This is a genomic window from Rheinheimera hassiensis, from assembly GCF_022436675.1.
Taxonomy (GTDB): Bacteria; Pseudomonadota; Gammaproteobacteria; order Enterobacterales; family Alteromonadaceae; genus Alishewanella; species Alishewanella hassiensis.
Genome location: NZ_JAKUJZ010000007.1, coordinates 345,950 through 372,300, shown reverse-complemented (window position 1 = coordinate 372,300; position 26,351 = coordinate 345,950). Strand labels below are relative to the sequence as shown.

Below are 26,351 nucleotides of genomic sequence, written 5' to 3'. Positions count from 1 at the left end.
CACCGGTAACTTCATAAACCACCCAGCCAGATTGTATCGTGATAAATATAGTTCAGGCCGGTAAAAATACCGCAGTGGCTTTGTAACAAAGCACAATGGCAACAGGCATGAAAGCTTTACATAAAGTTGCTCCGCCGTAGGATATACAGTACAAAGGTGCGATAACACACTGTGTGGGGAGTTAGAACAATGAAACAACTACTACTTTTTATACTCATGCTAAGTTCTGCCAGTGCCCTGGCATCAAAAGCGCCGATAGGCATAGTGATCCACGGTGGCGCCGGTACCATAAATCGCGACACTATGACGCCAGCACAGGAGCAAGCCTATCATGCCATGTTAACCCATGCGGTAAACCAGGGTTATGCTGTGCTGGAGCGTGGCGGCAGCAGTTTAGATGCGGTAACGGCAGCCGTAACGGTATTGGAAGATTCGCCACTGTTTAATGCCGGCAAAGGTGCGGTGTACACCTTTGATGAAAGCCATGAGTTAGATGCCTCTATTATGGATGGCCGTGATCGCAGCGCTGGAGCGGTTGCCAGTGTCACTAATGTAAAAAACCCGATATTGCTGGCACGGGCTGTAATGGAAAAATCAGACCACGTTATGCTTTCCGGTAAGGGCGCAGAGCAATTTGCCAAACAGCAGAAGCTGGAACTGGTAGATAATAGCTATTTTAATACAGAGTTTCGCTACGAGGCGTTACAACGGGCAAAACAGGCTATAGCGCCGCAACCGCATCAGGCGGCAGTACCTTATGATCCGGCCTGGAAAATGGGCACCGTAGGAGCTGTTGCAATAGATCGCAAAGGCAATTTAGCGGCAGCCACCTCAACCGGCGGTATGACTGCCAAACGCTATGGCCGTATTGGTGATGCGCCCGTTATTGGTGCCGGTAACTTTGCCGACAATAAAAGCTGTGCGGTATCGGCTACCGGCCATGGCGAGTTTTTTATCCGTTATCAGGTTGCCAGTGATATTTGTGCCAGAGTGAAATATCAGCGAAAAACTGCTGCTGTGGCAGCAAAAGAAGTAATGGCCGAATTGAAGAAAGTGGGCGGTGATGGCGGAGTTATCGTGGTCGATAGCAAAGGGCAGTTAAGCTGGACATTTAACACCGAAGGCATGTACCGGGCACTTAAAGCTGAAGGCGGGCAGGTTATCAGCGAAATCTTTGCTGCCAAAAGCTGATTATGCAGCAAAGCGGCTAAACTCGGCTAACCTTAATAAGAGCCTGATGCTCAGTAATACAGTGCAGGGGGGAAGCATGGATTTATTAAAAGTGGCAGATTATATGAACCGCTATCCGGTTACTTTTACTGCTGATATGCCGGTAGAAATGGCAGTAGCACGCTTGATTAAAGGACGGCAAACCGGTGGGCCTGTTATTGATGAACAGCGCAAAATAGTCGGCTTTATCTCCGAGCAGGATTGTCTGCAACGTATGCTGATGTCGACTTATCATGATCAGCAGGCGTCAAGAGTAGCTGACGTGATGAACCCGGCGGTGTTAACGGTAAAAGGCTATGATGGCATTATCGATTTAGCGCAAATTATGCTGAAAGCTAAACCTAAGTTGTACCCGGTGGTAGACGATGATGGCTATTTACTTGGCATTATTACCCGCTCAGATGTACTCGGAGCGATAGATAAAGAGCTGCATTCGCATTATGGCAAGGTAGGATAGCGTTAAGCGCTGGATTTTTACCTGCTGCTCTTGGTAGCATGGCGCCCTCTGTTAACGAGGGCGTTGTTTTGTCTGAAGCTGTTATCTCTGTATCTGAACTTATTTCCCGCATTTCTGATTGTCTGTTAAAAGACCAGTTTCGCCTGCGCCGCCGGTTACATAACTGCAAAAATCTGGCAGATGACGCAAAAAGCACACAACTAACGCGTATTGCTGCTGATATTGCCCGCTCGCAAATGCAGCGCACGGCCAGGCTGGCCGCTTTGCCCAAGGTAAGCTATCCGCCACAACTGCCGGTATCGGAAAAAAAAGACGACATTAAAGCCGCTATTGCCGCTAATCAGGTGGTGATTATTGCTGGCGAAACCGGCTCGGGCAAAACTACGCAAATTCCGAAAATCTGCCTCGAGTTAGGCCGCGGTGTAGCCGGCATGATAGGCCACACCCAGCCACGGCGTCTAGCCGCGCGCAGTGTCTGTGATCGTATCGCTGAAGAGTTGCAGTGTCAGGTGGGTAACCAGGTAGGCTATAAAATCCGCTTTGGCGATCACACCAGCGACAATACTTTCGTCAAATTGATGACCGACGGTATTTTGCTGGCCGAAATTCAGCAAGACCGGTTTTTAAACCAGTACGACACCTTAATTATTGACGAAGCGCACGAGCGCAGTTTGAATATCGACTTTTTGCTGGGTTATCTAAAACAGCTGCTGCCGAAACGGCCGGACTTAAAGCTGATTATTACCTCGGCCACTATCGATCCACAGCGCTTTTCAAAGCACTTTTTTAATGCACCGGTAATTGAAGTGTCCGGCCGTACCTTTCCGGTAGATACGCGTTACCGGCCGGTAAGCGAGCAGGACGACAAAGACGCCGACCAGCTGCAGGGTATTTTTGATGCTGTCGACGAGCTATACCGCGAGCCGCCGGGCGATATTCTGATTTTCTTAAACGGCGAGCGTGAAATCCGTGACACCGCTGATGCGTTGGAAAAGTTAAAACTGCCGCATACTGAAGTATTGCCGCTGTATGCCAGATTAAGTGCGGCCGAGCAAAACCGTATCTTCCAAAGCCACGCCGGCCGGCGCATCGTGCTTGCTACCAACGTAGCCGAAACCTCGCTGACAGTGCCCGGCATTCGCTATGTGATAGATCCCGGTACCGCGCGCTTATCGCGCTACAGCTATCGCTCAAAAGTACAACAATTGCCGATAGAAGCCATCAGCCAGGCCAGTGCCAACCAGCGTAAGGGCCGTTGTGGCCGGGTGGCGGCCGGTATTTGTATCCGGCTGTACAGCGAGGACGATTTTAACGGCCGGCCGGAATTTACCGACCCGGAAATACTGCGCACTAACTTAGCGTCCGTTATTATGCAAATGCTGGCGCTGGGCCTTGGCGATATTGAAGCCTTCCCGTTTCTACAAAAGCCGGACAGCCGCTTTGTTAACGATGGTGTAAAGCTGCTGGAAGAGCTGGGTGCTATTCCGTTAAATCGTAATAAGCAGGGCCTGCAGCTAACGGAGCTGGGTAAAAAGCTGTCGCGCTTACCAATAGATCCGCGGCTGGCGCGCATGGTACTGTTTGGCGCTGACAACGGCGCTTTGGCAGAGCTGTTGGTGCTTGCCGCAGCACTGTCTATTCAGGATCCGCGAGAGCGGCCGCTGGATAAACAGCAAAAAGCCGACCAGTGTCATGCCCGTTTTGCCGACCCGGACTCAGACTTTGCAGCCTGGCTTAAGCTGTGGCAATACCTGCAGGAGCAACAAGAGCAGTTAAGCAACAATCAGTTTCGCCGCCTGTGCCGCCAGGAGTTTTTAAATTACCTGCGTGTGCGTGAATGGCAAGACCTTACCGGCCAGCTTACCCAGCTTATGCAGGAGCAGGGCTATCAGCAAAACCAGCAAACGGCCGGTTATCAGGCCATTCACCAGGCGGTGCTAAGTGGTTTGCTGGGTCAGGTCGGTTTTAAAGACTCAGAAGCCGATTACTTAGGCCCGCGCCAAACGCGGTTTTATGTGTTTCCGGGCAGCCATTTATTTAAACGTAAACCCAAATGGGTAGCGGCAGCGGAGTGGGTAGAAACCAGCAAGTTGTATGCCCGTACGCTGGCCAAAATTGAACCGGAGTGGATAGAGCCGCTGGCAGAACATTTGGTAACGCGCAGTTACAGCGAGCCGCACTGGGAGAAAAAGCGCGGTGCGGTAATTGCGTATGAGCAAGTCAGTTTGTACGGTTTGGTTATTGTGCCTAAACGCGCGGTGCTGTACAGCAAAATCGACCCGGCAGTGTGTCATACGCTGTTTGTGCGCGAAGCCCTGGTGAATCAGGAGCTGGGCACTAACGATAGCTTTTTACAGCATAACCAGCGCTTAATTGATGATGTGACCGCGTTGGAGGAGAAATCACGCCGGCGCGATATTCTGGTTGATGAAGACACCCTGGCGGCGTTTTATCTTCAGCGCGTGCCACAGTGGACGAATAACCGCATTGATTTTGCCAAATGGTGGAAGAAAAAGCGCAGCGAAGATGGCTCTTTTCTTAACTTTGATCCCGACAGCCTGCTTAACCGCGATGCCAGTGATATTACCGCCGATAAATTCCCCGAAACCTGGCGTCAGGGCAATTTAACCCTGCCGCTGGAATACCATTTTGCGCCCGGCGAGCCGGACGATGGTGTCAGCGTGATTATTCCGCTGGCGCTGTTAAACCAATTGGATGATAACGGCTTTGACTGGCTGATCCCCGCGCTGCGTCACGAATTACTGGTGGCATTAATTAAATCGCTGCCCAAGCAATACCGGCGTAATTTTGTGCCAGCACCCAATTATGCCGATGCATTAATGCAAACGCTGAACCCTGATGAAGGCAAATTGCTTGATGTCATTACGCAGCGGTTAAAGCGGATGTCCGGCGTAACCATTCCGGAAGATGCCTGGGATTTAACCAGCCTGGCGCTGCATTTAAAAATGAATTTTAAAGTGGTAGATGACAAAGGCACCACTTTGCGCCAGGGCCGCTCGCTGGCTTTACTAAAACAAGGCTTGCAGGGCGAAGTGCAGCAAAGCTTAAGCCAGGTTGCCGAGCAGGGCATAGAACAGGATAAGCTGACACAATGGAGCTTTGGCCAGCTGCCGCGCGAATACGTGAAACTGCAGGCCGGCTATGAAATTAAAGCTTTCCCGGCCTTAGTGGACGAGCGTGACTCTGTGGCAATAAAGCTGCTGGATAACCCGCAACAAGCTCTGGAAACAACAAAGCAGGGGCTGCGGCGCTTATTGCTGCTGAATATTCCGTCACCGGTAAAATATCTGCAGGAATCGTTACCAAACAAAGCCAAGCTGGGTTTGTACTTTAACCCCTTTGGGCGGGTGTTGGAGCTGATAGATGATTGTATCGCTGCCGGCGTTGATGCATTAATAGCCACGGGTGAGCTGCCGCAGAATGAACAAGATTTTACTCAGCTCAGAGAGAAAGTGCGCGCAGAGCTGGGTGACAATGTAGTGGCGATAGCGCTGAAAGTGGAGCAAATATTAACTCTGTGCCATGACATCCAAAAGCGCTTAAAAGGCAAAGTTGATTTAGCCCATGTGCAATCACAAGGCGATATTAAGCAGCAGCTGAACGAGCTGATTTTTAAAGGCTTTGTCAGTGGCCATGGCGCCGCGCGGTTAGACGATATATTGCGTTATTTGCAGGCAATGCAAAAACGGCTGGAAAAACTGCCGGTTGATCCGCAGCGTGACCGCCTATTGATGCACGAGTATCAAAAAGCTTTTGACAGCTACAATAACCTGTTAGGTAAATTTGCCGGTAGCAAGATATTACCTGAGCCGGTGCAGGCAATTTACTGGATGTTGCAAGAGCTCAAAGTGTCTTTACATGCACAGCAGTTGGGCACGCCGTACCCGGTGTCGGTGAAAAGAGTGCTGCATGCAGTGAATGAAGCGAAGGTGTAATAGCGACGATATGTTAACGCCTACTTTACACCAGCGATGGAAAGTTCTATAACTAACCCTGACGTAGTTAAGGGAGGTATTATGCTGACAAAAGGCGACAACCGGCATTATTTCAGGATGATGGTCAATGCTGACGTAAAACTGATGATTAATGATCCTGAAACCGGGCGGGTGATAGATGGCATTTGCCGTGATTTAAGTGCATCAGGTATGTCAATTGAAGTGGATGAACCGCTGGAGATGGGCACCTTGATCCGGGTGCGGCTTGATTCTGCTAATGCCAGCATACCGCCACTGGATGCAAGTGCAAAAGTGATGCGCTGCAGCCAGGAAAGTGAAGATATTTATCAGTTGGGTTTAGCTTTTATGGAGCTAAATTAAACTTAGCCAATAAAAAAAGCAGCCAAAGCTGCTTTTTTTTGCATTAGGGCTTAGCCAAATTAAGCTTTTACTGTTGGTTAAAGCGCACAGTAAAACTAACCGGTACCAGGGCGTCAATACTCTTAAGTCCTGCCAGCTCCTGCAATTTTGCTACACCGTCAGTGAGTTTAAAGCTGCTGGTATTTAGCATCAGTGGCGCTTCTGTTACCGCTTGCAGTGTACTAGAACTGAGTTTGGTAATACGCAGTTTGGCATTTAGCGCCACCGTTTCTGTGGCGATGGTAACGTTCAGTGGCAGCTCCAGCAGCATGCTGTCGCTGATCGCCAGTTTTGCTACCGCATCTTGTTTAAGCTCTGCGGATACCGTAATGGCCGCAAATTGCTCCGCCTGCAGTACATACTGCCATATGCGTTCGTTACGAATAGGGATCAGTGTATCCAGGCTGCTCACAGGAATACTGATGCTAACCTTGCTGCCATCCCAGTTGCCGGTTAGCTGCTTAAACTGATGCGTTTCAGCGACCACATCATTTTTTACTGAGACAAAATGCAAAGCTGACTGGCTATTATCCAACTGCCAGTTCGCTGCAGAAACCAGGCTGCTACTCAGTGCTAAGGCAAGTGCTAATACTTTCATGCTGTTTCTCCGGTGATAACAAAGTGGTATCAGCATACCTTAAGGGCTGGCTGATACCAAGCTTATGGTTTTAATAGATTTTACACACTAAGCCTTTCAGGTAACTGCCTTCCGGGTAGAAACTGGCGATAGGGTGATCACTATCCTGGCTCAGCTTTTCAATAAACAGGCAGTCGCGCTTGGCATCCAGTGCCGCATCGGCAACAATTTTCTGAAACAGGCTGTCTTCCATCAGGCCAGAGCAAGAGAACGTCAGCAATAGGCCACCGGGTTTTACAATTTGCATCGCAACCATATTGATATCTTTATAACCGCGGCACGCTCCCATCAGCTGCGCTTTGCTTTCAGCAAATTTTGGCGGGTCCAGGATCACCATATCAAACTGCTTACCTTGCTCGCGGTACTGGCGCAACAGTTTAAATACGTCAAATTTAACGTTATCAATTTTTGACAAATTAAGCTGATTAAGTTCAGCATTTTTCAGGGCAGTGCTAAGCGCCAGATCAGATAAATCGGCATTGGTTACCGCCAGCGCACCACCTTGCAGTGCTGCTACGCCAAAAGTACCGGTATAGCTAAAGCAATTCAGCACAGTTTTATCTTTGGCATAACGTTTGGCAGCGGCCCGGCTGGCACGCTGATCCAGATAAAAGCCGGTTTTATGGCCCTGCATTACATCAACCAGCAACGACATACCGTGTTCTTTAATCACGACTTCACCGTTATCACGCGGCAAATGCAGCCAGCCGGTAACCGGTTTTAAGCCTTCTTTTTTGCGCACATCAACATCAGAGCGCTCATAAATACTGTGCTTTGGAAACAACGCTATCAGAGCCTGCACTATGGCATCACGCCAGACATCGGCACCGGCAGATAACAGCTGGCACACCAGTATGGTGTCGTATTTATCGATGGTAACACCGGGTAAACCGTCAGATTCTGCCGCTACCACCCTTAAACCTGTGGTGTGGCTAAGATCAAACAGCTCTGTGCGTAACTGCCAGGCGCGGGCAATACGGCGCTGAAAAAACGCCGCGTCGATTTGCTCTTGCGCGTTAAAGCTCCAAATCCGCGCCCGGATCTGCGACTCGGCAGAGTAAGCGCCATAACCCAGCCATTCACCTTTGCTGCTGACTACCTCAACCGTCTGGCCATTGGCAGGGTTGCCACTGACACTTTTCACTGCTTTGGAGAATATCCACGGATGCAGCCGTTTTAATGACTTCTCCCGGGTTTCCTGCAGGGTTAGTCGGGGTAATACAGATGAGACTGATGGCTTATTCATGGGCGTTTACACACTGTGCTAGACTAAAGGCCGCATTGTAGAGAAGCGCTGCCCAAAGCTAAAGCACAATTTAAGCTAAAGCAGCCAATTTGCTAAGGAGTTAGTTTTGGTTAACATCCCCGCCACTATGCAGGTTATTGCCGTAGAAAACGCCGGTAAAGACAGCACATTGCGTATCGAACAGCGCGCAGTACCACAACCGTCAGCAGAACAACTGCTGGTTAAGGTAGCCGCTGCAGGTATTAACCGGGCAGATTTAATGCAGCGCCGTGGCTTGTATCCGCCACCAGAGGGCGAAAGCGACATTCTGGGGCTGGAAGTGGCTGGCGTGGTGGTTGCTGCCGGGCCACTGCATAAAAGCTGGTTAGGTAAAGCAGTGTTTGGTTTAGTGCCGGGTGGGGGTTATGCCGAGTATGCACTGCTACATGCCGGCCATGCCATGGCGGTGCCTGCAGGCTACAGCATGGCAGAAGCTGCAGCGACGGCAGAAGTCTTCTTAACTGCTTACCAGTTGCTGTGTAGCATCGGTAACCTGCAGAGCAATCAGCGGGTGCTTATTCACGCCGGCGCCAGTGGTGTGGGTACGGCAGCCATACAACTGGCAAAAGCCATTGGTGCAAAAGTGGCAGTTACGGCCAGCAGCGCTGATAAGTTGGCGGTGTGTGCAGCACTGGGTGCCGAGCTGGCGATAAACTATAAAACACACGCTTTTGAACAGGAATTAGCCAACCACTGGCCACAAGGCGTGGAGCTGGTGCTGGATCCGGTAGCTGGCGATTATATCAGCCGCGAGATCCCTTTATTGGCAATGGATGGCAAAATTGTACTGTATGCCATGATGGGCGGGTATGACATACCACAACTTAATTTAGCACCTTTATTTAAACGCCGCGGCCAGCTGATATGTTCTACCTTGCGTAACCGCAGTAACCGGTATAAAACTAATCTTACTCAGGCGTTTAGTCAGGCTTTTGCCAGCATGCTGGCGCAGCGCCAGATACAGCCTGTGCTGCAACAACAATTTGACTGGCGCCAGGCACAAATTGCACATCAGCTAATGGCCAGTAATGCCACCATTGGCAAGCTTGTGTTAACATTCTGATTTGCTGAACACCTTTACCTGCCCACACAACATTTTGTGCCAGCCGGGCAGCGAGCATATTGTAACAAGGACGCCTTACCAGAATGACTTTAGGTAGCATCGGAAAATCAACGTACAGTAAGTTGGTGTCAACACTGATTAACCGTATTTGTGATACGACAGCAGTAGCCGACTCCATGTACGAGCAGGCGGTGCAGTATTTTCAGCAGGCGGTAGCGCAACAGGCTGAAAAAACAGAGCTGGAGCAACAGGTATTTTTGTTTGAAAACCGGCAGAAGCAGGTAAATAAACGCGATCTGGCGCTGGTTGAGCGTAATTTGCAGCAAGCGCAAAGTGAAAGGCAAACCTTTCAGCAGGCCAGAAGTGAAGAAGCCAATGCCCGCATGGCGGCACTGAAAAAGATTTGTCTGGATATTCTGGAGTTATGTCAGGGCGAATCGCAAGAAGATACTCACATGAACAGTGCCAAATTACTCGGTACTATTCAGCTGTTGTCGCCCACCGAAGGCAAGCATATTGCCGCCAGTAATCAAAAAAGTAAGCATTTATATAAAGCCATTTTGTCACTGCGCTTGCTGGACAAACTGCTAACCGATGGTGAGCTGAATAATGCTTATGTGCAGCAGCGTTACCAGGCCAGCAAAGGTTTAAAAGCGAGCAAAGGTGAGTATGATCCGTTTCGCGATGACGTGCAGATCCCGCTGTTAATGGCTGCACTGCTGCAGGATATTGGTAACTGCCACCCTGAAGCGCAACTGATATTAAAAGGTGCTGATGGTAAAGCCGACGAGTTTCGGGTGCTTGAGAATGACGAGCGGCTGGCGTTGCTGCAAATTAGTTATCGCGAAAGCCTGAAATATATTACGCAGGGTTTAGGGCTGGATAAATACAGCGGTAATTCCAGAGAAGAGCGTGACCAGTTTATTAAGCTCGAAGGCGAGCGGCAGAATTTTGTCCTCACCTTGCTGAAAAATGCTATTAAGCCAGAACACGGTATTGGCAATGTGCTTAAAATTCCGCAAATTTATACCTCAGTTGTGTTGTCGACCAAAAGCAGCTTTGCCTACGAAACGTTGCCTAAAGTAGCGCTGGTGCTGGAAAAAGGTGTTGAGAAGGGCGTATATAGCAAGGTCGCGGTAGATGCGCTGCTCAGAATTACCGGTATTTTCCCGCAGGGCTTTGGTATAACTTATATTCCGAAAGACTCCGATCGACAGGATCTGGATCGTTACGAATATGCCATTGTTACTGGGCTTTATCCGGCAGATATCCGCCAGCCTATCTGCCGTATGGTTACCCGTAACTTGACTTACAACGTGTCTGCTCAGGGCTGTATTGTCAGTGTTGAAAACAACCTGTATTACCCGCAAGCGCGGAAAAAGCTGGAGCGGATCAGTGAAGAGCGCTTACTGGAGATTCTGAGCAAACTGGTATCAAACTTTGAAGAGCGCAAAAACATGCCGTTGTTGCCTAAGTTCTGGCGCCCGGATGAATACTTCTCTTATGTTAAAAACCAAAACCTGTGGAACAAAGTAGTGATGCACAGTAACTAACACAGTTACTAGCAAATAAGCAGCACAGCAACAAAACCGTCATCAGACGGTTTTGTTTTGCTCAGTATTCCTGGGGTAGTTGTTAGCGGGCTCGGCGGGATCAAAATGATCTTCCGACTGCTGCTCTTGTTCAATATCTTCATCATAGCCGGCAGGTACTTGCTGATAAGCGGCAATAAAATCTTCATCACGCATTTGCGCCACAACCACTTCTTCGTCAACACGCGGATCAAGCGCGGCCGCCAGTGGTGATGATACCAAATCACCCGAACCCATTTTAAACTGGGCATTTTGTTGCTCGTCCATCATCCGCTTAACCATTTTTTGTGTGTAATTTACCCGGCTCAGCCGCAAAAACAGTGTTAGAGCACAGCAACTGATAAAGGCATACAGCATAGCCGGGCTGATTAACTGCATCAGTGCCGACGCCAGCAATGGGCCAAAACAGGCGCCCAGGCCAAAAGTCAGTAATACCGTGGCAGATAAGGCTACCCGATCGTTTTGCTCCACGTTCTGGTTGGCAAAAGCAGAAGCAATAGGGTACAGCGTAAAAGCCAGTACGCCATAACAGAAGGTGGCAATCAGCAACGCAAAACCAGATAACGGCAGCAAAGCCATTAACAGTGTTAGAAGCGTCAGTATTGCTGCATTAAAGCGCAAAATGCGGCTGCGTGGGATGCGGTCTGAAATTTTGCCCATCGGCCATTGGGCTAGCAAGCCGGCCAGTATGGTTACCGACATAAACAGCGTTACCTGGCCGGTATCCATACCCTTGCTGGCAGCATAGGCGGGTGCCAGACCATAAAAAGCACCTGCCATCATGCCCGCTACCGTTACTGCAGTCAGTGACTGAGGCACCAGTTTCCAGAACGCCAGAATTCTCAGAGGGGCAGGTTGCAGCGGTGCCGGATGAATTCGCTTGGTTAGCGCAATAGGCACAATACACAGCGAGTAACACATGCTGATAATCAGCAATGGCGCAATACCCAGCTCAGGAAACTGGCTTAGCATTAACTGGCCGCCTATCATGCCAAGGTAAGAGGTGATCATATAAAAGGCGAACACAGTGCCGCGCTGCGAGCTTTCGGTTTGCTCGTTCAGCCAGCTTTCCAGCACCATATACTGGCACATCATGCCCATGCCGACGATAACGCGCATTACCAGCCACACTTCCAACTGGTCAATTAGCACATGTGTCATGGCACAAGCACTGACAATGGCAGCACTGGCGACAAAGGCCCGGATATGGCCAACCTGGGCAATAACTTTGTGGCCAAGTTTAGAGCCCAGTACCAGGCCAAGGTAATAGCAGGACATTAACGCGCCAATCCAGATAGAATCGACATTTTGCTGTGCCAACGATAAGCCAAGGTAAGTTGACAACGAACCCTGAGCCACCAACATTAGCAAAGTGGTAAGAAATAATGCACTAAAGCTGCGATAAGGGTGTTTACTGGACATCCGTTGCCTTTTTAAAAAAAATACAGGCAGCCAAAAGCTGCCTGAAACCGTTACTTCACGCGCATACCGGGCTGGGCACCGTCATCTGGCGACAGAATAAACAAGTCGCTACCGCCAGGGCCTGCGGCTAACACCATGCCTTCGGATAAACCAAAGCGCATTTTGCGTGGCGCCAGATTAGCCACCATCACGGTTAAGCGGCCTTCCAGTTGCTCAGGGTTGTAAGCCGATTTAATTCCGGCAAACACCTGACGTACTTCGCCGCCGCCAATATCCAGTTGCAGTTGCACCAGTTTGTCTGCACCTTCTACGGCGCTGGCTTTAATGATTTTAGCCACGCGCAAATCAATTTTGGCAAAATCATCAATGCTGATGGTATCGCTGATTGGCTCGCGCTCTGTGCTTACGGCTTTTTCTGCTTTAGCAGCAGCTTTAACCGGTGCTGCCGTTTGCACTTGCAGATTGTCTTTCGATGCATCAAGCATGGCGGTTACTTTTACCGGGTCAACCCGCTGCATCAGTGCTTTAAACGGATTGATGGCATGGCTGGTTAACGGCTGCTGATAGTTGTTCCAGTTCAGTTCGCTGTTTAAGAAGGCTTCCGTTTCTGCTGCCATTAACGGCAACACCGGTTTTAAATAATGCATTAATACACGGAACAGGTTAATGCCCATTGAACAAACGTCATGTGCTTCCTGCTGTTTGGTGTCATCTTTTACCAGCACCCAGGGCGCTTTGGCGTCAATGTATTGATTAGCTTTATCGGCCAGCGCCATAATGTCGCGGATGGCCCGGGCAAACTCACGTTTTTCAAAGCTGTCGGCAATGCTTTCCCCTGCGGCAGTAAATTCTGCCAGCAGGGCAGGCTCTGCCACGGTAGCCGATAACTTGCCATCATAGCGCTTAGTAATAAAGCTGGCGCAGCGGCTGGCAATATTCACCACTTTCCCGACTAAATCGGCATTAACCTTCTGGCTGAAATCATCCAGGTTTAAATCCAGATCAATAATGCTGCTGCTTAGTTTAGAAGCAAAATAATAGCGCAGGTATTCCGGGTTTAAATGATCCAGATAAGTGCGTGCCTTAATAAAAGTACCGCGCGACTTAGACATTTTGGCGCCGTTTACGGTAACAAAACCGTGGGCGAAAATGGCATTAGGCTTGCGCATACCGGCACCGTGCAGCATAGCTGGCCAAAACAGGCTGTGGAAATAAATAATGTCTTTGCCGATAAAGTGGTATATCTCGGCATCGGAATCCAGTTTCCAGAAGCTGTCAAAATCGATACCGGTTTTATCGCACAGGTTTTTAAAGCTGGCCAGATAACCGATAGGCGCATCTAACCAGACATAAAAGAACTTACCCGGCGCGCCCGGTATTTCAAAGCCGAAGTAGGGCGCATCACGGCTGATATCCCACATTTGCAGGCCGTCTTTAAACCATTCCTGTAGTTTATTGGCCATTTCCTCCTGCAAGCTGCCGCTGCGCGTCCAGTCTTGCAACATCTGGCTAAAAGCAGGCAGGTCAAAGAAGTAATGCTCAGAATCTTTTAATACCGGTGTGGCGCCTGACACTACAGAGCGGGCATTTTTTACTTCAGTCGGGCTGTAGGTGGCACCGCAGACATCGCAGCTGTCGCCGTTTTGGTCCAGGGCGCCACATTTGGGGCAATCACCTTTAACAAAACGGTCCGGCAAAAACATCTGCTTTTCCGGATCGAATAACTGGCTAATGGTTTTGCGCTTAATGTAGCCGCCATCGTTGAGTTTGGTGTAAATCTGGCTGGCAAATTGGCGGTTTTCTTCACTGTGGGTTGAATGATAATTGTCAAAGCCAATGCCGAAACCGGCAAAGTCAGCCTGGTGTTCAATATTGGTTTTGGCAATCATTTGCTCCGGCGTAATGCCTTGCTCCTGCGCTTTAAGCATAATAGGCGTACCATGCGCGTCGTCGGCGCAAACGTAATAGCATTCATGGCCGCGGGCTTTTTGAAACCGGGCCCAAATATCGGTTTGAATGTATTCTAGTAAGTGGCCTAAATGGATAGGGCCGTTGGCATAGGGTAAAGCGCTGGTAACAAGTATTTTGCGTGTCGACATTAAGCGGTGCTCTTTTGCATAAATAACTGAAAAAATTTCACTAAATGATACACTAGCCGCCATCGATCCGCACCCGCCAAGGCACGGATCCGCTAAAAAAACGTATTAAAGCCTGAATTTGGAACTTGCTGATGTTTAACTGGTTTAAATCTGCCAAAACCGATGCTTTGCCTGAAGCAGCACAGCAGTTGCTGCAACACTGGCAACTGCCTGATAGCGGCGCGCCGCTGGCGTTGTTACTCGACAGCGTAAGTCTGCAGAAAAACAATCTGCGTATCAGCCTGAAGCTGCCGTTGTTATCCATAGCGCAGCCGCTGCAGCAGACGCTGACTGATGCCGGTTTTAACTATCAGTTAACGCTGGATTACCAACTGACAACAGCGCCGGTGTTTAAAGATATTAAGCAAATCATTCTTATTGCCTCCGGTAAGGGCGGGGTGGGGAAATCGACCACTGCCGTGAATCTGGCGGTAGCACTGGCGCTGGAAGGCGCTAAAGTAGGCTTGCTGGATGCCGATATTTATGGCCCGTCTATTCCTGTGATGCTGGGGCTGAGCGGCGAGAAGATCAGCTCGCCGGATAATAAGTTAATGCAGCCCCAATTTGCCCATGGTGTGTATTTGCAATCTATCGGCTTTCTGGTTGACCCACAGCAAGCCTCAGTCTGGCGTGGCCCTATGGCCAGCCAGGCGCTATTACAACTGCTGAACGAAACATTATGGCCAGAGCTGGATTATTTAATTGTTGATATGCCACCGGGTACCGGTGATATCCAGCTGACTATGGCGCAAAAGCTGCCGGTAACCGGTGCTGTGGTGGTAACCACGCCGCAGGATGTGGCGCTGTCCGATGCAGAAAAAGCTATCAGCATGTTTCGCCAGGTGAATATTCCGCTGCTGGGCCTGATTGAAAATATGAGTTTTTATCAGTGCAGCCACTGCGGCACACGGGACGATATTTTTGGTACCGAAGGTGGCATCTTATTAGCAGAGCGTTATCAGGTGCCGGTGCTGGGCCAGTTGCCGCTGCAAAAACAGATCCGCGAGCAGGCCGATGCCGGGGTGCCGATAGTGCTAAAACAGCAGCCAGTGGCGCAAATTTACCGTACAATCGGCCGGCAATTAATGTTGGCATTGCATTGGCATGCTGCTGCGCAAGCGGCCGGCCAACCTGAAATAATAATAACGGACGATTAAGATGAGACTGTGTGACCGCGATATAGAACGCTATTTAGCCGAAGGTAAAATTAGCATTACCCCGTTACCGGACGCCGACATGATAAGCGGCGTGAGTGTTGATATTCGCTTGGGCAATAAATTTCGCGTATTTGTCGCCCATACGGCTGCTTACATTGATTTAAGCGGCCCACGCGCCGAAGTGGATAAAGCGCTAAACAGCGTAATGAGCGATGAAATATACATAGCTGATGGCAATAAGTTTATTTTACACCCCGGTGAGCTGGCACTGGCGATGACGCTGGAATCGGTCACCTTGCCGGATGATATCGTTGGCTGGTTAGATGGCCGCTCGTCACTGGCGCGTTTGGGCCTTATGGTGCATGTTACTGCACACCGGATTGACCCGGGTTGGTCTGGCAATATCGTGCTGGAGTTTTACAACAGCGGCAAGCTGCCACTGGCGCTGCGGCCACAGATGAAAATTGGTGCGCTGAACTTTGAGCTGATGACAGGCCCGGCTGAGCGGCCATACAACAAACGCTTGGATGCGAAATACCAGCAGCAAACCGGTGCTGTCGCCAGCCGTATTGGCCATGATGATAAAGGCTGAGCGCTGAGCATAACGTAAAAAGCCCACGCAAAGCGTGGGCCAAAAGCTATAAAGCAAAAATGAAGCCGGATGATTATGCAATAAAGCTGCATAGCTTGGCAATGTCGCTGGCTAAATTTCCACATTACACATTTTCCAGCCAGTTGGGTTGGTTGCCCATTCGGGTAGCCGATAAAGTTGCCAGCGGATACATTTTGTATCTGGCAGCACATTCAGCACTTGGTAAATAGTGTGGCGCTGCATTATGCTAAATTGAATTTTTCGTCTCAGGGAGCGACGGCAGTGGCTGACAATACTACACAACATAAATGGCGTTTTTTCCGCTCTGGCGGTTTTGATCAGGTTGCGCTGGAAACCGGCGCCGACTTACAACACCTAAGCGAGCTTGATCCGAAACTCTGGACAGTGCTGAGCTGCCCAACCTCGGGGCTGGAAATTGACAGCCGCACTCTGGCGCTATTAGATTTCGACGCTGACGGCCAGATACGGGTGCCGGAAATACAGGCTGCAGTAAGTTGGTGTTGCCAGCGCTTTACCGATGCCGACCTGATGTTTCAACCAGCGGGTGTGCCACTGGATGCAATATCTGACGCTGATGAAAGCGGCGTGGCCATTAAAACGGCTGCTTTGCGTGTACTGCAATACACCGGTAAAACGGCCGATGACAGTTTGCAGACTGACGATTTTACTGATAAATCCCGTTTATTTTCGCCGGATCATTTCAATGGTGATGGCGTAGTTATGGCCGAGCTGGCCGCTGATGCTGACGTAAAACAGCTGATCAACGATATTGTCAGTGTATTAGGTGGCGTGGCTGATCGCAGTGGCGGCATGGGCACTGACACCGAAATGTTAAGCAGTTTTATGACCCAGGCACAGGCCATAGTTGATTGGCATAAAGCCGGAGCCGCTGAATCTGAAGACTTACAGCCATTGGGTAGCGATACTGCAGCAGCCGTTGCGGTATTTGACAGCGTGCAGGCAAAAGTAGATGACTTTTTTGTCCGCTGCCAGTTAGCCGCGTTTGACAGCCGTGCTGCCCAGGCGTTAAATCCTGAGGCCACCGTGTACGCCGTGTTGGCAAACCGGGCAATAGGCCAGGGCGATGATGATATTGCTGCTTTACCGCTGGCTGAGGTGGGCGCGGGCCTGGCATTACCATTAGGGCAGGGTATTAACCCGGCCTGGGCGGAGAAAATTCAGCAGTTATGCCTGGTGGTTGTTAAGCCTCTGCTGGGTAAAACCCCGGACAGTTTGAGTTTTGCCGATTGGTCAGCTATTTCGGCCAAACTGGCAACGTGGCGCGCCTGGCAGGCAGCCAAGCCAGAATCAGCATTACATCAGCTTGAGTTTGAGCGTCTGGCCTCTATAGTCACCAACGATACCTCAGCGCAGCTTGAGCAGTTAATCGCCCTTGATCTGGCTGAAAAAACCTTTGCCGATAATGTCGATGCAGTAGAGCGTCTGGTGCACTATCAGCGCAATCTGGTTACCTTGTTGCGAAACTATGTTTCGTTAAGTGATTTTTATCAGGGCGAAAATAAAGCCATTTTCCAGGCCGGTACCCTGTATCTGGATCAACGCAGTTGCGAGCTGGTGTTGTATGTGGCGGATATGGCCCGTCACGCCAGTATGGCACCGTTCAGTGGCTGTTATCTGGTGTATTGTAGCTGCACACGCCAGGGTGAAGCGGCGGTCAATATTGTCGCCGCCCTCACCGGTGGTGATGTCGATGAGCTGATGGTGCCCGGGCGTAACGGTATATTTTATGACCGTAAAGGCCGGGACTGGAAAGCCAGCGTTATAAAGGTTGTGGCGCAACCCGTTAGTATCCGCCAGGCCTTTTGGTCACCCTACAAGCGGGTAGCGGCTTTTATTGAAGGACAATTACAAAAATTTGCCGCATCGCGCGATAAAGATATTGAAGCCAAAACCACCAATGGTGTTGCCAGTGCGGCCGCAACGCCTGCCACTTCGACGTCTGGTTTTGATATTGCTAAATTTGCCGGTATTTTTGCCGCTATCGGTCTGGCATTAGGTGCCCTGGGAACCATGCTTGCCGCCGTGGTTGCTGGTTTGTTTTCGCTGCAGTGGTGGCAGGTGCCGTTAGTGCTGCTTGGCGTGATGTTGCTAATTTCGTGTCCTTCTATGTTAATGGCTTTTATGACACTACGCCGGCGTAATCTTGGGCCTTTACTGGATGCCAATGGCTGGGCGGTTAACACCAGAGCAAAAATTAATGTGCCCTTTGGTGCGGCGTTAACCGGCTTGGCTAAGTTACCTAAAGGCGCGAAACGCTCTTTAAAAGACCCCTATGCTGAGAAAAAACAACCCTGGGGCCTGATATTGTTGCTGCTGTTAATTGCCGCGGCTGTTGGGTATTGGCTGTACTGGTAAGTGCGTCGAGCAGCAATTAAAGATACATAGCAGTAATAACTGATAAACAGGACAGTGAAGGTGAATTCAGGCAGTATTATTCGTTTATTTTCGCTGGCCGCTATCTGGGGCGCGTCTTTTCTGTTTATGCGTATTGCAGTGCCGGAGCTTGGCCCGGCCTGGCTGATGTTTGGCCGGGTGCTGCTGGCGGCGCTGTTTCTGGCACTGGTTGCCGTAGCGTTTAAACGCAGCTTGCCAATACGTGGCTACGCTGGCCATTTTATGCTGCTGAGCTTTTTTAATACAGCCTTGCCGTTTCTGTTATTTGCTTATGCTGCACAAACACTAACCGCATCGTTACTGGCGGTGCTTAATGCCACGGCACCGTTGTGGGGCGCCTTAATTGGTTGGGTGTTTTTTCGCCAGCGCATGTCAGTAAAAATTGCTGCCGGTTTACTGCTGGGGATCTGCGGTGTGGCCATACTGGTAGGTTTTGATGCTACAGCAAATAGCAGCGCCTTAGCTGCTATAGCTGCAGGCGCGGGGGCCGCCTGCTGTTATGGAATTGCCACCTGGTATACCCGGCTGGCTAAACCGGTACCGGCGTTTACCAATGCGCATGGCAATATGTGGGGAGCCTGCCTGTGGTTATTGCCGTTGCTGTGGTTTATACCTTTGCCGGTAGCTGAACCGGCCAGCCAAAGCTTGTATGCTGTGCTGGCGCTGGGAGTAGTTTGTACCGGTGTGGCCTATATGCTGTATTTTCGGCTGGTGCAGGATTTAGGCGCTACACCAACATTAACCGTGACTTTTTTAATTCCGGTATTTGGTGTGCTGTGGGGCCACCTGTTTTTAGATGAAACTGTCGGCTGGCATACCCTGGCAGGTGCTGCCATTGTTATTACCGGCACCATGCTGGTAACCGGTTTTAGCCTGAATTCATTACGCGCTGCAACAGCGCCTGTTAAGGAGTAAATATGAAACTATATGGTTCACAAACCTCACCTTATGTGCGGCGCATTCGGCTATTGCTGGCCACAACTTCGCATGAATTTATTAACCTGAATATTTTTGCCGGTGAAGGGCGGCAAACTCTGGCCGCCATTAACCCGGCACTGCGTATTCCAATGCTGGACGATGCTGGCCAGGTTATTTTTGATTCTGGCGTGATCTACCGCTATCTGGCACCTAAGCTTGGTATAGCGCCGCTTAGCTGGTATCAGGAAAACCAGCTAACAGTCATTAATGCGGTAAGCGATTCTTTAGTAATGCTGCTGCAATGCAGCCGCAGCGGTTTTGACACCAATGACGATAAGCTGTTTTTTAATTTACAGCGTGAGCGGGTAGCTACCTCTTTGTATGTGCTGGAACAACAGGCTGACAATGGTGAGTTTGCTCAATGGGATTATGTCGCCATGGCGCTTTATAGCCTGGTAGACTGGACCTTGTTCCGTGAGCTGATGGAGTTTGATGATTATCCGGCACTGCAGGCATTTTTGGCGCAAAACAAATCGCAGCCGATGATTAAAGACAGCGATCCACGCCTGGGGTAAGCAGGCGCAGGCCGGTATTACTGTGCTGCTTTTAGCAGCACAGGTTCAATTAGTACACTTTGCTCTGCATCTGACAACCAGATCTGGCCTTCGCTGATATTGCATTGCAGGTTCATATTACGGCTTACCAGTTTCGCCATCGCTTTTACCGATTCTTCGTTAATTTCCAGCACGGCCAGGTTTTGGTAACGCTCCAGCGCCTGCTGAATGTTTTTCCACCATACCGGCACGCTGCGCCCGCCATAACAAAACAATTGCACCTGTTTTGCCCGTCCAGCGGCTTTGCGTAGCCATTTTTCATCGCTTTGGCCAAATTCTACCCACAGGTTAATGTCACCACTGAGGGTTTTGTCCCATAGCTCCGGTTCATCATCCTCTGCACTTAAGCCTTTAGTAAAAGCCAGTGTTTCGCTGGCATTGATAGCAAAAGCTAACAGACGCACCATCATGCGCTCGTCATTTTCTGACGGGTGCTGCGCCAGTGTCAGGCTGTGATCCTGATAGTAATGCCGGTCCATATCTGCAATTTGCAGCTGAACCTTAAACACGGTGGCTTTTAGTGCCATAAGCAAACTCACTCACAATATAAAGGCGGCGAGTGTAACGCGAACCATTGTTTTGCTCAATTTAACTGTTTGCTCAATTTAACTGTTTGCTGCGGTTGCATCTGCCGCGGCCGGAAAAACTGCGCTATGCTGTGGCCCATAATAGCTAAACGACTGAGTTAAATCGAAAGTGTCTGAATTTGATATTGATATGGTGCAAAACTTTTTAATTGCCTTGTTGCTGGGGGCTCTAGTTGGCATTGAACGGGAAAAACACCGCCGTGACGAGCATCCCGGTGGTTTTGGCGGCTTACGCACATACATTTTATTTGCCCAGGCGGGCGCGGTATCGGCCTGGTTATCACTGCATCTGCAATCGCCCTGGTTATTTGTTATTACGGTGCTGGTGGTAGCGCTGGCGGTACTCACAGCTTACATACTGGAAAACCGCAACAACCCAACGACGTTGGGGTTAACCAGCGAAATTAGCGCTATTACAGTATGTTTACTCGGTGGTGCGGTGATGTTTGGCTATGCCGAGCTTGCCGTTATGTTGGGTATACTGACGTCGGCCATTCTTACCTTTAAACGGCCGCTGCACTCTATGGTTAGTAAAATCGGCACCGAAGATTTATACGCCGGGGTAAAGTTGCTTATTGCCAGTTTTATTGTACTGCCATTACTACCTAACGACCCTATAGACCCCTGGCAGGCACTTAACCCTTACCGGCTCTGGTTGCTGGTGATCCTGATTTCCTCTATGTCGCTGCTGGGTTATGTTGCGGTGCGTTGGCTTGGTGCTGCTCATGGTGCCGTGGTTACCGGCATAAGTGGCGGCCTGGCGTCATCTACGGCGGTTACCTTAAGTTTTGCCCGCAGCAGCAAATTTGAGCCCGATCCGTTAGCTGCCGATACTCAGGCCTGCGGGGTATTACTGGCCTGGCTGGTAATGTTTATCCGTGTGCTGGTAACAGTCAGTATTGTGTATAAACCTTTGCTGGCGCATTTATGGCTGCCGTTTAGCGTAATGGCAGCGGCTACCGCTATTATGGCGGCCATTTACTATCACCTTGGCAGCAAACGCTACCAGGCGCCGCAGCAAAGCACCGTTAAAGTGACTAACCCGTTTAGCCTGATTGCCGCAATGAAGTTTGGTGCGCTATTCGCTGTCATTTTGTTATTGGTAAAGCTTACCGAACAATATGCTGCCACCGAAGGTTTGTATTTGTTGGCTGCTGTTGCCGGTTTAACCGATGTGGATGCCATAACTTTGTCAATGGCAGATTACGCCCGGCGTATACCAGACGGCATAGCGCTGGCCGCAGGCGCTGTTACCGTAGCGGCGCTGAGTAATACCGTTGTTAAATGTACTCTGGTGTTTGTATTAGGGGGCAGGGCACTGGCTAACAAATTGTTAGCTGCCACGCTGGTAATACTGGCATTGGGGCTGGCAGTGCTGTTTTTTGTTTAAAGCAAGGTTTTCGTTTAAGCGCTGCGCCACAAGCCTTCAGGCTGGATTAAGCCTTAGCCTGTTCAGATGGCGTGATAACTTTAATTCCGGAGATAGTATGATTAAGCGAAATAGCGTTGCCGGTTTGGCATTGCTTAGCCTGTTTGCAGTGCCTGCAATGGCGGCAACGGTGCTGACAGATGCCAACCTGGACCAGTTTGAAGCCATGTTACCCAAGTTGCAGCAGTTAGAGCAAAGGCCGCAGAACAAGCAGTTTAATTTGCAGCAACACTGTGACTGGCCGCGGCACTACCGCGAAATTAGCGCACAGGAAAAAGACTCGGCTTATCAGACACAAATTGAACAACTGGCAAAAGAGCATGGTTTTACGCCGGTACAATTGGTTGAGTTAAGCGCCAAAGTCACCTGGCCGGTGCTGGACAGTGTGCAGCCAATGCTGGAGGTATCGCGCCAGGCATTAATGTTTTTACCGGCTGCGCAGCGGCAAAAAACAGAAAAAACCATTAAACAGGGCCAGCAGTATCACCAAACGCTAACCGGCTGTTTAACCGCAGATGATAAAGCCGCACTGGCTAAACACCATGATCGCATTATGCAAATGGCCAAACGGCTTGGCGGTGTAGAGCAAATATTGCCGCCCGGCATGGCAGCACAAAATTAGTTTTAACGCTGGTTGATCTATACGTATTTGGGTACAGTAATGCTGTTATCAACATAATAAGTGTTAGATCCGGGCTCTTGGCGTAACTTAGTTGCTAGCCAATTGCTGTTTAGGCGCAACCTAAGGTTTTCAGATGAAATTGAGTCATTATGTTTTAGCCAGTGTTATCAGTACCAGCATGGTGTGTGGTACAGCAATGGCACAAAGTGCAGCACCACAAGGTTTTTCATATGGTGTGGGTGTTGGGGTTAATCAGGAAATATATCAGGGCTACAGCAACCGCACTATCCCGTTACCGATCATTGGTTATCAGGGCGACAGGCTGACGGTATACGGGCCTTTTGTCAGCTATAAACTGCTGGATCTGGGTAATATCAGTTTTAGCGCCAAGCTGGCCCCGCGTTTTGCCGGTTTTGATGAGTCTGACAGTGCGGTGTTTAGCGGCATGGCCAAGCGTAAAGATTCAATTGATGGCGGTATTGGCATGCAGTTACGCCAGGATAGCTGGAAGTTTGAAGCCCAAACCGTATTTGATTTATTAGGCAACTCAAAGGGCCAGGAATCAAAGGTATCAGTGGGCTATAGCTACCGTGCCGGGCCAATCATCATTGAGCCTCAATTTGGTGTCAGTTATTCAGACAGCAAGCTGGTCGATTACTACTACGGCGTACGCCCGGATGAAGCTACAGCACAGCGCCCGGCTTATAAAGCCGATGGGGCCGTTAGTTATAATGCCGGTGTTTCTTTCAGTACGGCGTTGTTTTTTGGTGGTATGACAAGGCTTGGCGTAGAGCATCACTGGTATGGCAGCAGCATCAGTGACAGCCCGTTAACGGATCGTGATACCGGGCTGTCGGCGTTTTTATCCTGGTCACGGCTGTTTTAAATTAATCTGTTAAGGCCTGCACTAACTGGTGTATGGCCTTAAGTTGCATCCCTTCTTTGGTAGCATAATCTGCTCCGGTATAACCCCACCAATCCCAACAAGCGTTAGGGTTAAACGGGTTTATACTGCTGGCAGTAGTTTGCGGGTACAACACCACGATATTATTGCTATCGGCATAATTATTCAGCCCGCTGCCGCTGACATAGGCCTGGCCTACGCTGGCGGCATTCTGCTTACAACCATGAAAACTAACATGTAACCGGCAACTTTCACCGCTGGCACAGCTTTGTGGTACGTACAAATAACCGGTTTCAGCTAAGCTATCTTTGGCGGCAGTGGCCAGCTGATGCTGGTTAAATGGCATTAACTGGCCGCTACCAGTGGCCGTTTTAGCTTTAACGCTGCCCAGTAAGTGCTTAAGCAGCTCGCCTGCAGCATCATAATTACAGCTGGCCAGAAAGGGCGCCTCAGAGACATCGCAACTACCCAAAGCGGTATTGTCTGTCGGAAAGGTATGGCCAAACGCTTTATCCGTTATCAGGGCAATATTGCCGGCATCCACCCATTGCTGGTATTGCTGGTTAAGTACTGTTGCCAGGCCCGGGTATACAGTGGTGTCTTTACTGCCGTGAAAAATCCATACTTTGTCATCTTTAAGTGCTGCAACCGGCGCCAGCTTGCCAGCGGTGCGCTGGGCGGTTAAATACTGGTTTATTGCGCTCATGTCTGGCGAGCTGCTGGCTTTATTAAAGCAATGTTCCAGTGCCAGGCCTAAACTGTTTTGCGCACAATATACCGGGCCACCGGCCAGCATGGCCACGCCGCTAACCTGTTCGGCAAAGGCCAGGTGGTACTGGCCAGCCATATAAGCGCCGCTGGATAAACCCGACAAGGTGATCTGCTCTGCCAGCTGCAGTTTGGGCAATGCCTGCTGTGCTGCCAACGGTAAGGCCACAGCAGATAACAGAGTAAAACTAAACAGCTTAAATTTGCGCATAAAGGCTCCGGCAATGGCGGGGTAATTTACTACTGAATTTTGCATAAAAGCGGCCCGGCAACAATAAGGCTTTAGTACAGTACTAAAGCCAAAGGAAAGAAAAATTAAGGCTAAAGCCTTATGGTCAAACCGTGGTGTTAATGCAGGTTAATTACCTTAGCTACGCCACGCGAGCGAGGATCTGCGGCAGCGGTGACTTTGCCGTCAAGTACCTGAATTGCCTGAATATCGCCAAGGTTCCACCCCTGGGTAACCAGTTGATAGCCTTTGGCTTTTAACTCATCCTGTACTGTTTTACTAAGGGGCGCGTAAGGCTCCATGGTGATCTGATCTTTGGGTAGCAACTGATGATGAAAACGTGGCGCGGCTACTGCTTCACTTAGCGGTAACTGGTAGTCATATAAATTAGTCATGACCTGAAAAATTGAGGTGAAAATGGTCGAGCCGCCCGGCGTGCCGATCACCAGCTCTATTTTACCGTCTTTTAACAGCAGACTGGGGGTCATAGACGACAGCATACGCTTACCGGGCGCAATTGCATTGGCGTCGCTGCCCACTACGCCAAAAGCATTCGGTACCCCGGCTTTGGCAGAAAAGTCGTCCATTTCGTTATTCAGTAAAAAACCGGCACCTTCTACTACTACGCCGCTGCCAAAATCCAGGTTCAGAGTGTAGGTGTTAGACACAGCATTGCCGTGGTTATCCAGCACAGAAAAGTGCGTGGTATGGTAGCCTTCCAGCCCCGGTTTTACCGCTGCTGTGGCAGATATCGCCGCAGGGTTTATTTCAGCGGCGCGTCTATCTAAGTAAGCGCTGTCGAGTAACTGTTGCTGCGGTACTGCAGTAAAGTCTGGATCGCCCAGATAATCGGCGCGATCAGCAAACACGCGTTTTTCTATTTCAGCAATTAAATGCACATACTGACTGCTATTAAGCGCAACTTTATTAAAATCGGCACTGCGCCGTTGCTTTAACGCCAGCAACTGGCTAAGTGCAATACCGCCAGAGCTTGGCGGCGCTGCAGTTACCAGCTGATAATCGCGCCAGGGGGTAATAACCGGCTCGCGCCAGCCAGCTTTATACGCAGCCAGATCTGTCAGCGTAATCAAGCCACCACCACGTTGCATTTGCGCGACTAGCAATTTGGCTGTTTCACCCTGATAAAAATCGGCCGGGCCATGTTCAGCAATACGTTTAAGTGTGCTGGCAAGCTCGCTTTGGATAAAGTTTTCGTTGGGCTGCATAGCGGTAAAATAGCGGGCAAAATTGGTTTTGCCTTCCAATTGGCTAAGTAAATCGGCACGGTACTGGTACTGGTTTTCTGCTACGGTAAAACCGTTTTGGGCATAGGAAATTGCCGGTTGCACCAGCTCTGCCCAGGGCAGGCTGCCAAAACGCTGGTGGGCCTGCCATAAGCCCATAACGGTGCCCGGTACGCCACTGGCTTTATGGCCAATTAAACTTAAGTTTTCAATAACCTGTTTTTCTTCATCCAGATACATATCGCGATGTGCAGCAGCAGGTGCTGTTTCTCGGTAATCGAGAAAATAGGCTTTACCGTCAAACCACAGTGTCATAAAGCCACCGCCACCAATATTGCCTGCCTCAGGGTAAGTCACTGCCAGTGTAAAGGCGGTTGCTACTGCAGCATCAACCGCATTACCACCTTTTTTTAATATTTGCTCTGCCACTGCGGCACCGTACTGATCCGGCGAAGCCACGGCAGCCTGGCCTTTAAGGGAAGCTTGCGCCGCGGGTGAAAGTACAGCCAGGCTGAACAACAAGTAAAAGCTAACGCGATACAAAAACTGCATAACAAACTACTCCGGTGAGAACCAGTTATCAGTTCTAACGTGGTTATTTATCAATTACAAGCTGTGACAGCTTATAAAGCTGCAAATATGCTGCTAAAG

21 protein-coding genes are annotated in these 26,351 nt (G+C 49.9%); 14 read left to right on the top strand and 7 right to left on the bottom strand.

Going from position 1 to position 26,351, the window contains the following annotated elements; genetic code table 11:
* The first annotated feature begins 189 nt into the window (after nt 1-189).
* From MJX74_RS17100 to MJX74_RS17085, 4 genes are all read left to right on the top strand, one after another.
* Nucleotides 190-1,191: an isoaspartyl peptidase/L-asparaginase family protein gene (locus tag MJX74_RS17100; protein ID WP_240224239.1), complete on the top strand. Its 1,002-nt coding sequence runs from the start codon at nt 190-192 to the stop codon at nt 1,189-1,191.
* Nucleotides 1,192-1,267: 76 nt separating this feature from the next.
* Nucleotides 1,268-1,687: a CBS domain-containing protein gene (locus tag MJX74_RS17095; protein WP_068238149.1), complete on the top strand. Its 420-nt coding sequence runs from the start codon at nt 1,268-1,270 to the stop codon at nt 1,685-1,687.
* 68 nt (nt 1,688-1,755) lie between these two features.
* A complete protein-coding gene (hrpA, locus tag MJX74_RS17090) occupies nt 1,756-5,643 on the top strand; it encodes an ATP-dependent RNA helicase HrpA (protein WP_240224238.1) in 3,888 nt (1,295 codons plus the stop codon).
* 81 nt (nt 5,644-5,724) lie between these two features.
* Nucleotides 5,725-6,024 (top strand): PilZ domain-containing protein, encoded by a 300-nt coding sequence (locus tag MJX74_RS17085; protein ID WP_068238154.1) that lies wholly within the window; start codon nt 5,725-5,727, stop codon nt 6,022-6,024.
* 67 nt (nt 6,025-6,091) lie between these two features.
* On the opposite strand, the gene MJX74_RS17080 is transcribed toward MJX74_RS17085, so the two are convergent.
* Nucleotides 6,092-6,661 (bottom strand): YceI family protein, encoded by a 570-nt coding sequence (locus tag MJX74_RS17080; RefSeq protein WP_240224237.1) that lies wholly within the window; start codon nt 6,659-6,661, stop codon nt 6,092-6,094.
* Nucleotides 6,662-6,731: 70 nt separating this feature from the next.
* Nucleotides 6,732-7,946: a class I SAM-dependent rRNA methyltransferase gene (locus tag MJX74_RS17075; protein ID WP_240224236.1), complete on the bottom strand. Its 1,215-nt coding sequence runs from the start codon at nt 7,944-7,946 to the stop codon at nt 6,732-6,734.
* Between the two features lie 106 nt (nt 7,947-8,052).
* Here MJX74_RS17075 and MJX74_RS17070 point away from each other — a divergent pair, with 106 nt between their 5' ends.
* Together MJX74_RS17070 and MJX74_RS17065 are read left to right on the top strand one after the other, a co-directional pair.
* On the top strand, nt 8,053-9,048 hold the full coding sequence (locus MJX74_RS17070; RefSeq protein ID WP_240224235.1) for an NAD(P)H-quinone oxidoreductase: 996 nt from the start codon (nt 8,053-8,055) through the stop codon (nt 9,046-9,048).
* Nucleotides 9,049-9,131: 83 nt separating this feature from the next.
* Nucleotides 9,132-10,601, top strand: a complete 1,470-nt coding sequence (locus MJX74_RS17065) for a cell envelope integrity TolA family protein (RefSeq protein ID WP_240224234.1) — start codon at nt 9,132-9,134, stop codon at nt 10,599-10,601.
* A 42-nt stretch (nt 10,602-10,643) separates the two neighbouring features.
* On the opposite strand, the gene MJX74_RS17060 is transcribed toward MJX74_RS17065, so the two are convergent.
* Together MJX74_RS17060 and metG are read right to left on the bottom strand one after the other, a co-directional pair.
* On the bottom strand, nt 10,644-12,062 hold the full coding sequence (locus MJX74_RS17060; RefSeq protein WP_240224233.1) for an MFS transporter: 1,419 nt from the start codon (nt 12,060-12,062) through the stop codon (nt 10,644-10,646).
* 50 nt (nt 12,063-12,112) lie between these two features.
* On the bottom strand, nt 12,113-14,161 hold the full coding sequence (gene metG / locus MJX74_RS17055) for a methionine--tRNA ligase (protein WP_240224232.1): 2,049 nt from the start codon (nt 14,159-14,161) through the stop codon (nt 12,113-12,115).
* A 131-nt stretch (nt 14,162-14,292) separates the two neighbouring features.
* Between metG and apbC the strand changes: the two genes are divergently transcribed.
* The 5 genes from apbC (at nt 14,293) to MJX74_RS17030 (ending at nt 19,878) form a co-directional block, all read left to right on the top strand.
* Nucleotides 14,293-15,357 carry an iron-sulfur cluster carrier protein ApbC gene (apbC, locus tag MJX74_RS17050; RefSeq protein ID WP_240224231.1) on the top strand — a complete coding sequence of 355 codons (1,065 nt, stop codon included), beginning with the start codon at nt 14,293-14,295 and terminating at the stop codon, nt 15,355-15,357.
* Nucleotide 15,358: 1 nt separating this feature from the next.
* Nucleotides 15,359-15,949, top strand: coding sequence for a dCTP deaminase (gene dcd, locus MJX74_RS17045; protein ID WP_240224230.1), 591 nt, complete (start codon nt 15,359-15,361; stop codon nt 15,947-15,949).
* A gap of 282 nt (nt 15,950-16,231) precedes the next feature.
* The gene (locus MJX74_RS17040; RefSeq protein ID WP_240224229.1) at nt 16,232-18,346 is read left to right on the top strand and encodes a hypothetical protein; all 2,115 of its coding nucleotides are present in this window, start codon (nt 16,232-16,234) and stop codon (nt 18,344-18,346) included.
* A gap of 60 nt (nt 18,347-18,406) precedes the next feature.
* Complete coding sequence (locus tag MJX74_RS17035; protein WP_240224228.1) at nt 18,407-19,300, top strand: DMT family transporter; 894 nt, start codon at nt 18,407-18,409, stop codon at nt 19,298-19,300.
* 2 nt (nt 19,301-19,302) lie between these two features.
* Entirely contained in the window at nt 19,303-19,878 is a 576-nt protein-coding gene (locus MJX74_RS17030) for a glutathione S-transferase family protein (protein WP_240224227.1), read from the top strand.
* Nucleotides 19,879-19,895: 17 nt separating this feature from the next.
* On the opposite strand, the gene MJX74_RS17025 is transcribed toward MJX74_RS17030, so the two are convergent.
* Nucleotides 19,896-20,444 (bottom strand): YaeQ family protein, encoded by a 549-nt coding sequence (locus MJX74_RS17025; RefSeq protein WP_240224226.1) that lies wholly within the window; start codon nt 20,442-20,444, stop codon nt 19,896-19,898.
* 169 nt (nt 20,445-20,613) lie between these two features.
* Between MJX74_RS17025 and MJX74_RS17020 the strand changes: the two genes are divergently transcribed.
* From MJX74_RS17020 to MJX74_RS17010, 3 genes are all read left to right on the top strand, one after another.
* On the top strand, nt 20,614-21,894 hold the full coding sequence (locus MJX74_RS17020) for an MgtC/SapB family protein (protein WP_240224225.1): 1,281 nt from the start codon (nt 20,614-20,616) through the stop codon (nt 21,892-21,894).
* Nucleotides 21,895-21,991: 97 nt separating this feature from the next.
* Nucleotides 21,992-22,555, top strand: a complete 564-nt coding sequence (locus MJX74_RS17015) for a hypothetical protein (protein WP_240224224.1) — start codon at nt 21,992-21,994, stop codon at nt 22,553-22,555.
* A gap of 133 nt (nt 22,556-22,688) precedes the next feature.
* Entirely contained in the window at nt 22,689-23,441 is a 753-nt protein-coding gene (locus MJX74_RS17010) for a MipA/OmpV family protein (RefSeq protein WP_240224223.1), read from the top strand.
* Between the two features lies 1 nt (nt 23,442).
* On the opposite strand, the gene MJX74_RS17005 is transcribed toward MJX74_RS17010, so the two are convergent.
* Nucleotides 23,443-24,483: an extracellular catalytic domain type 2 short-chain-length polyhydroxyalkanoate depolymerase gene (locus MJX74_RS17005; RefSeq protein WP_240224222.1), complete on the bottom strand. Its 1,041-nt coding sequence runs from the start codon at nt 24,481-24,483 to the stop codon at nt 23,443-23,445.
* Between the two features lie 92 nt (nt 24,484-24,575).
* On the bottom strand, nt 24,576-26,252 hold the full coding sequence (ggt, locus tag MJX74_RS17000; protein WP_240224221.1) for a gamma-glutamyltransferase: 1,677 nt from the start codon (nt 26,250-26,252) through the stop codon (nt 24,576-24,578).
* Nucleotides 26,253-26,351 lie beyond the last annotated feature (99 nt).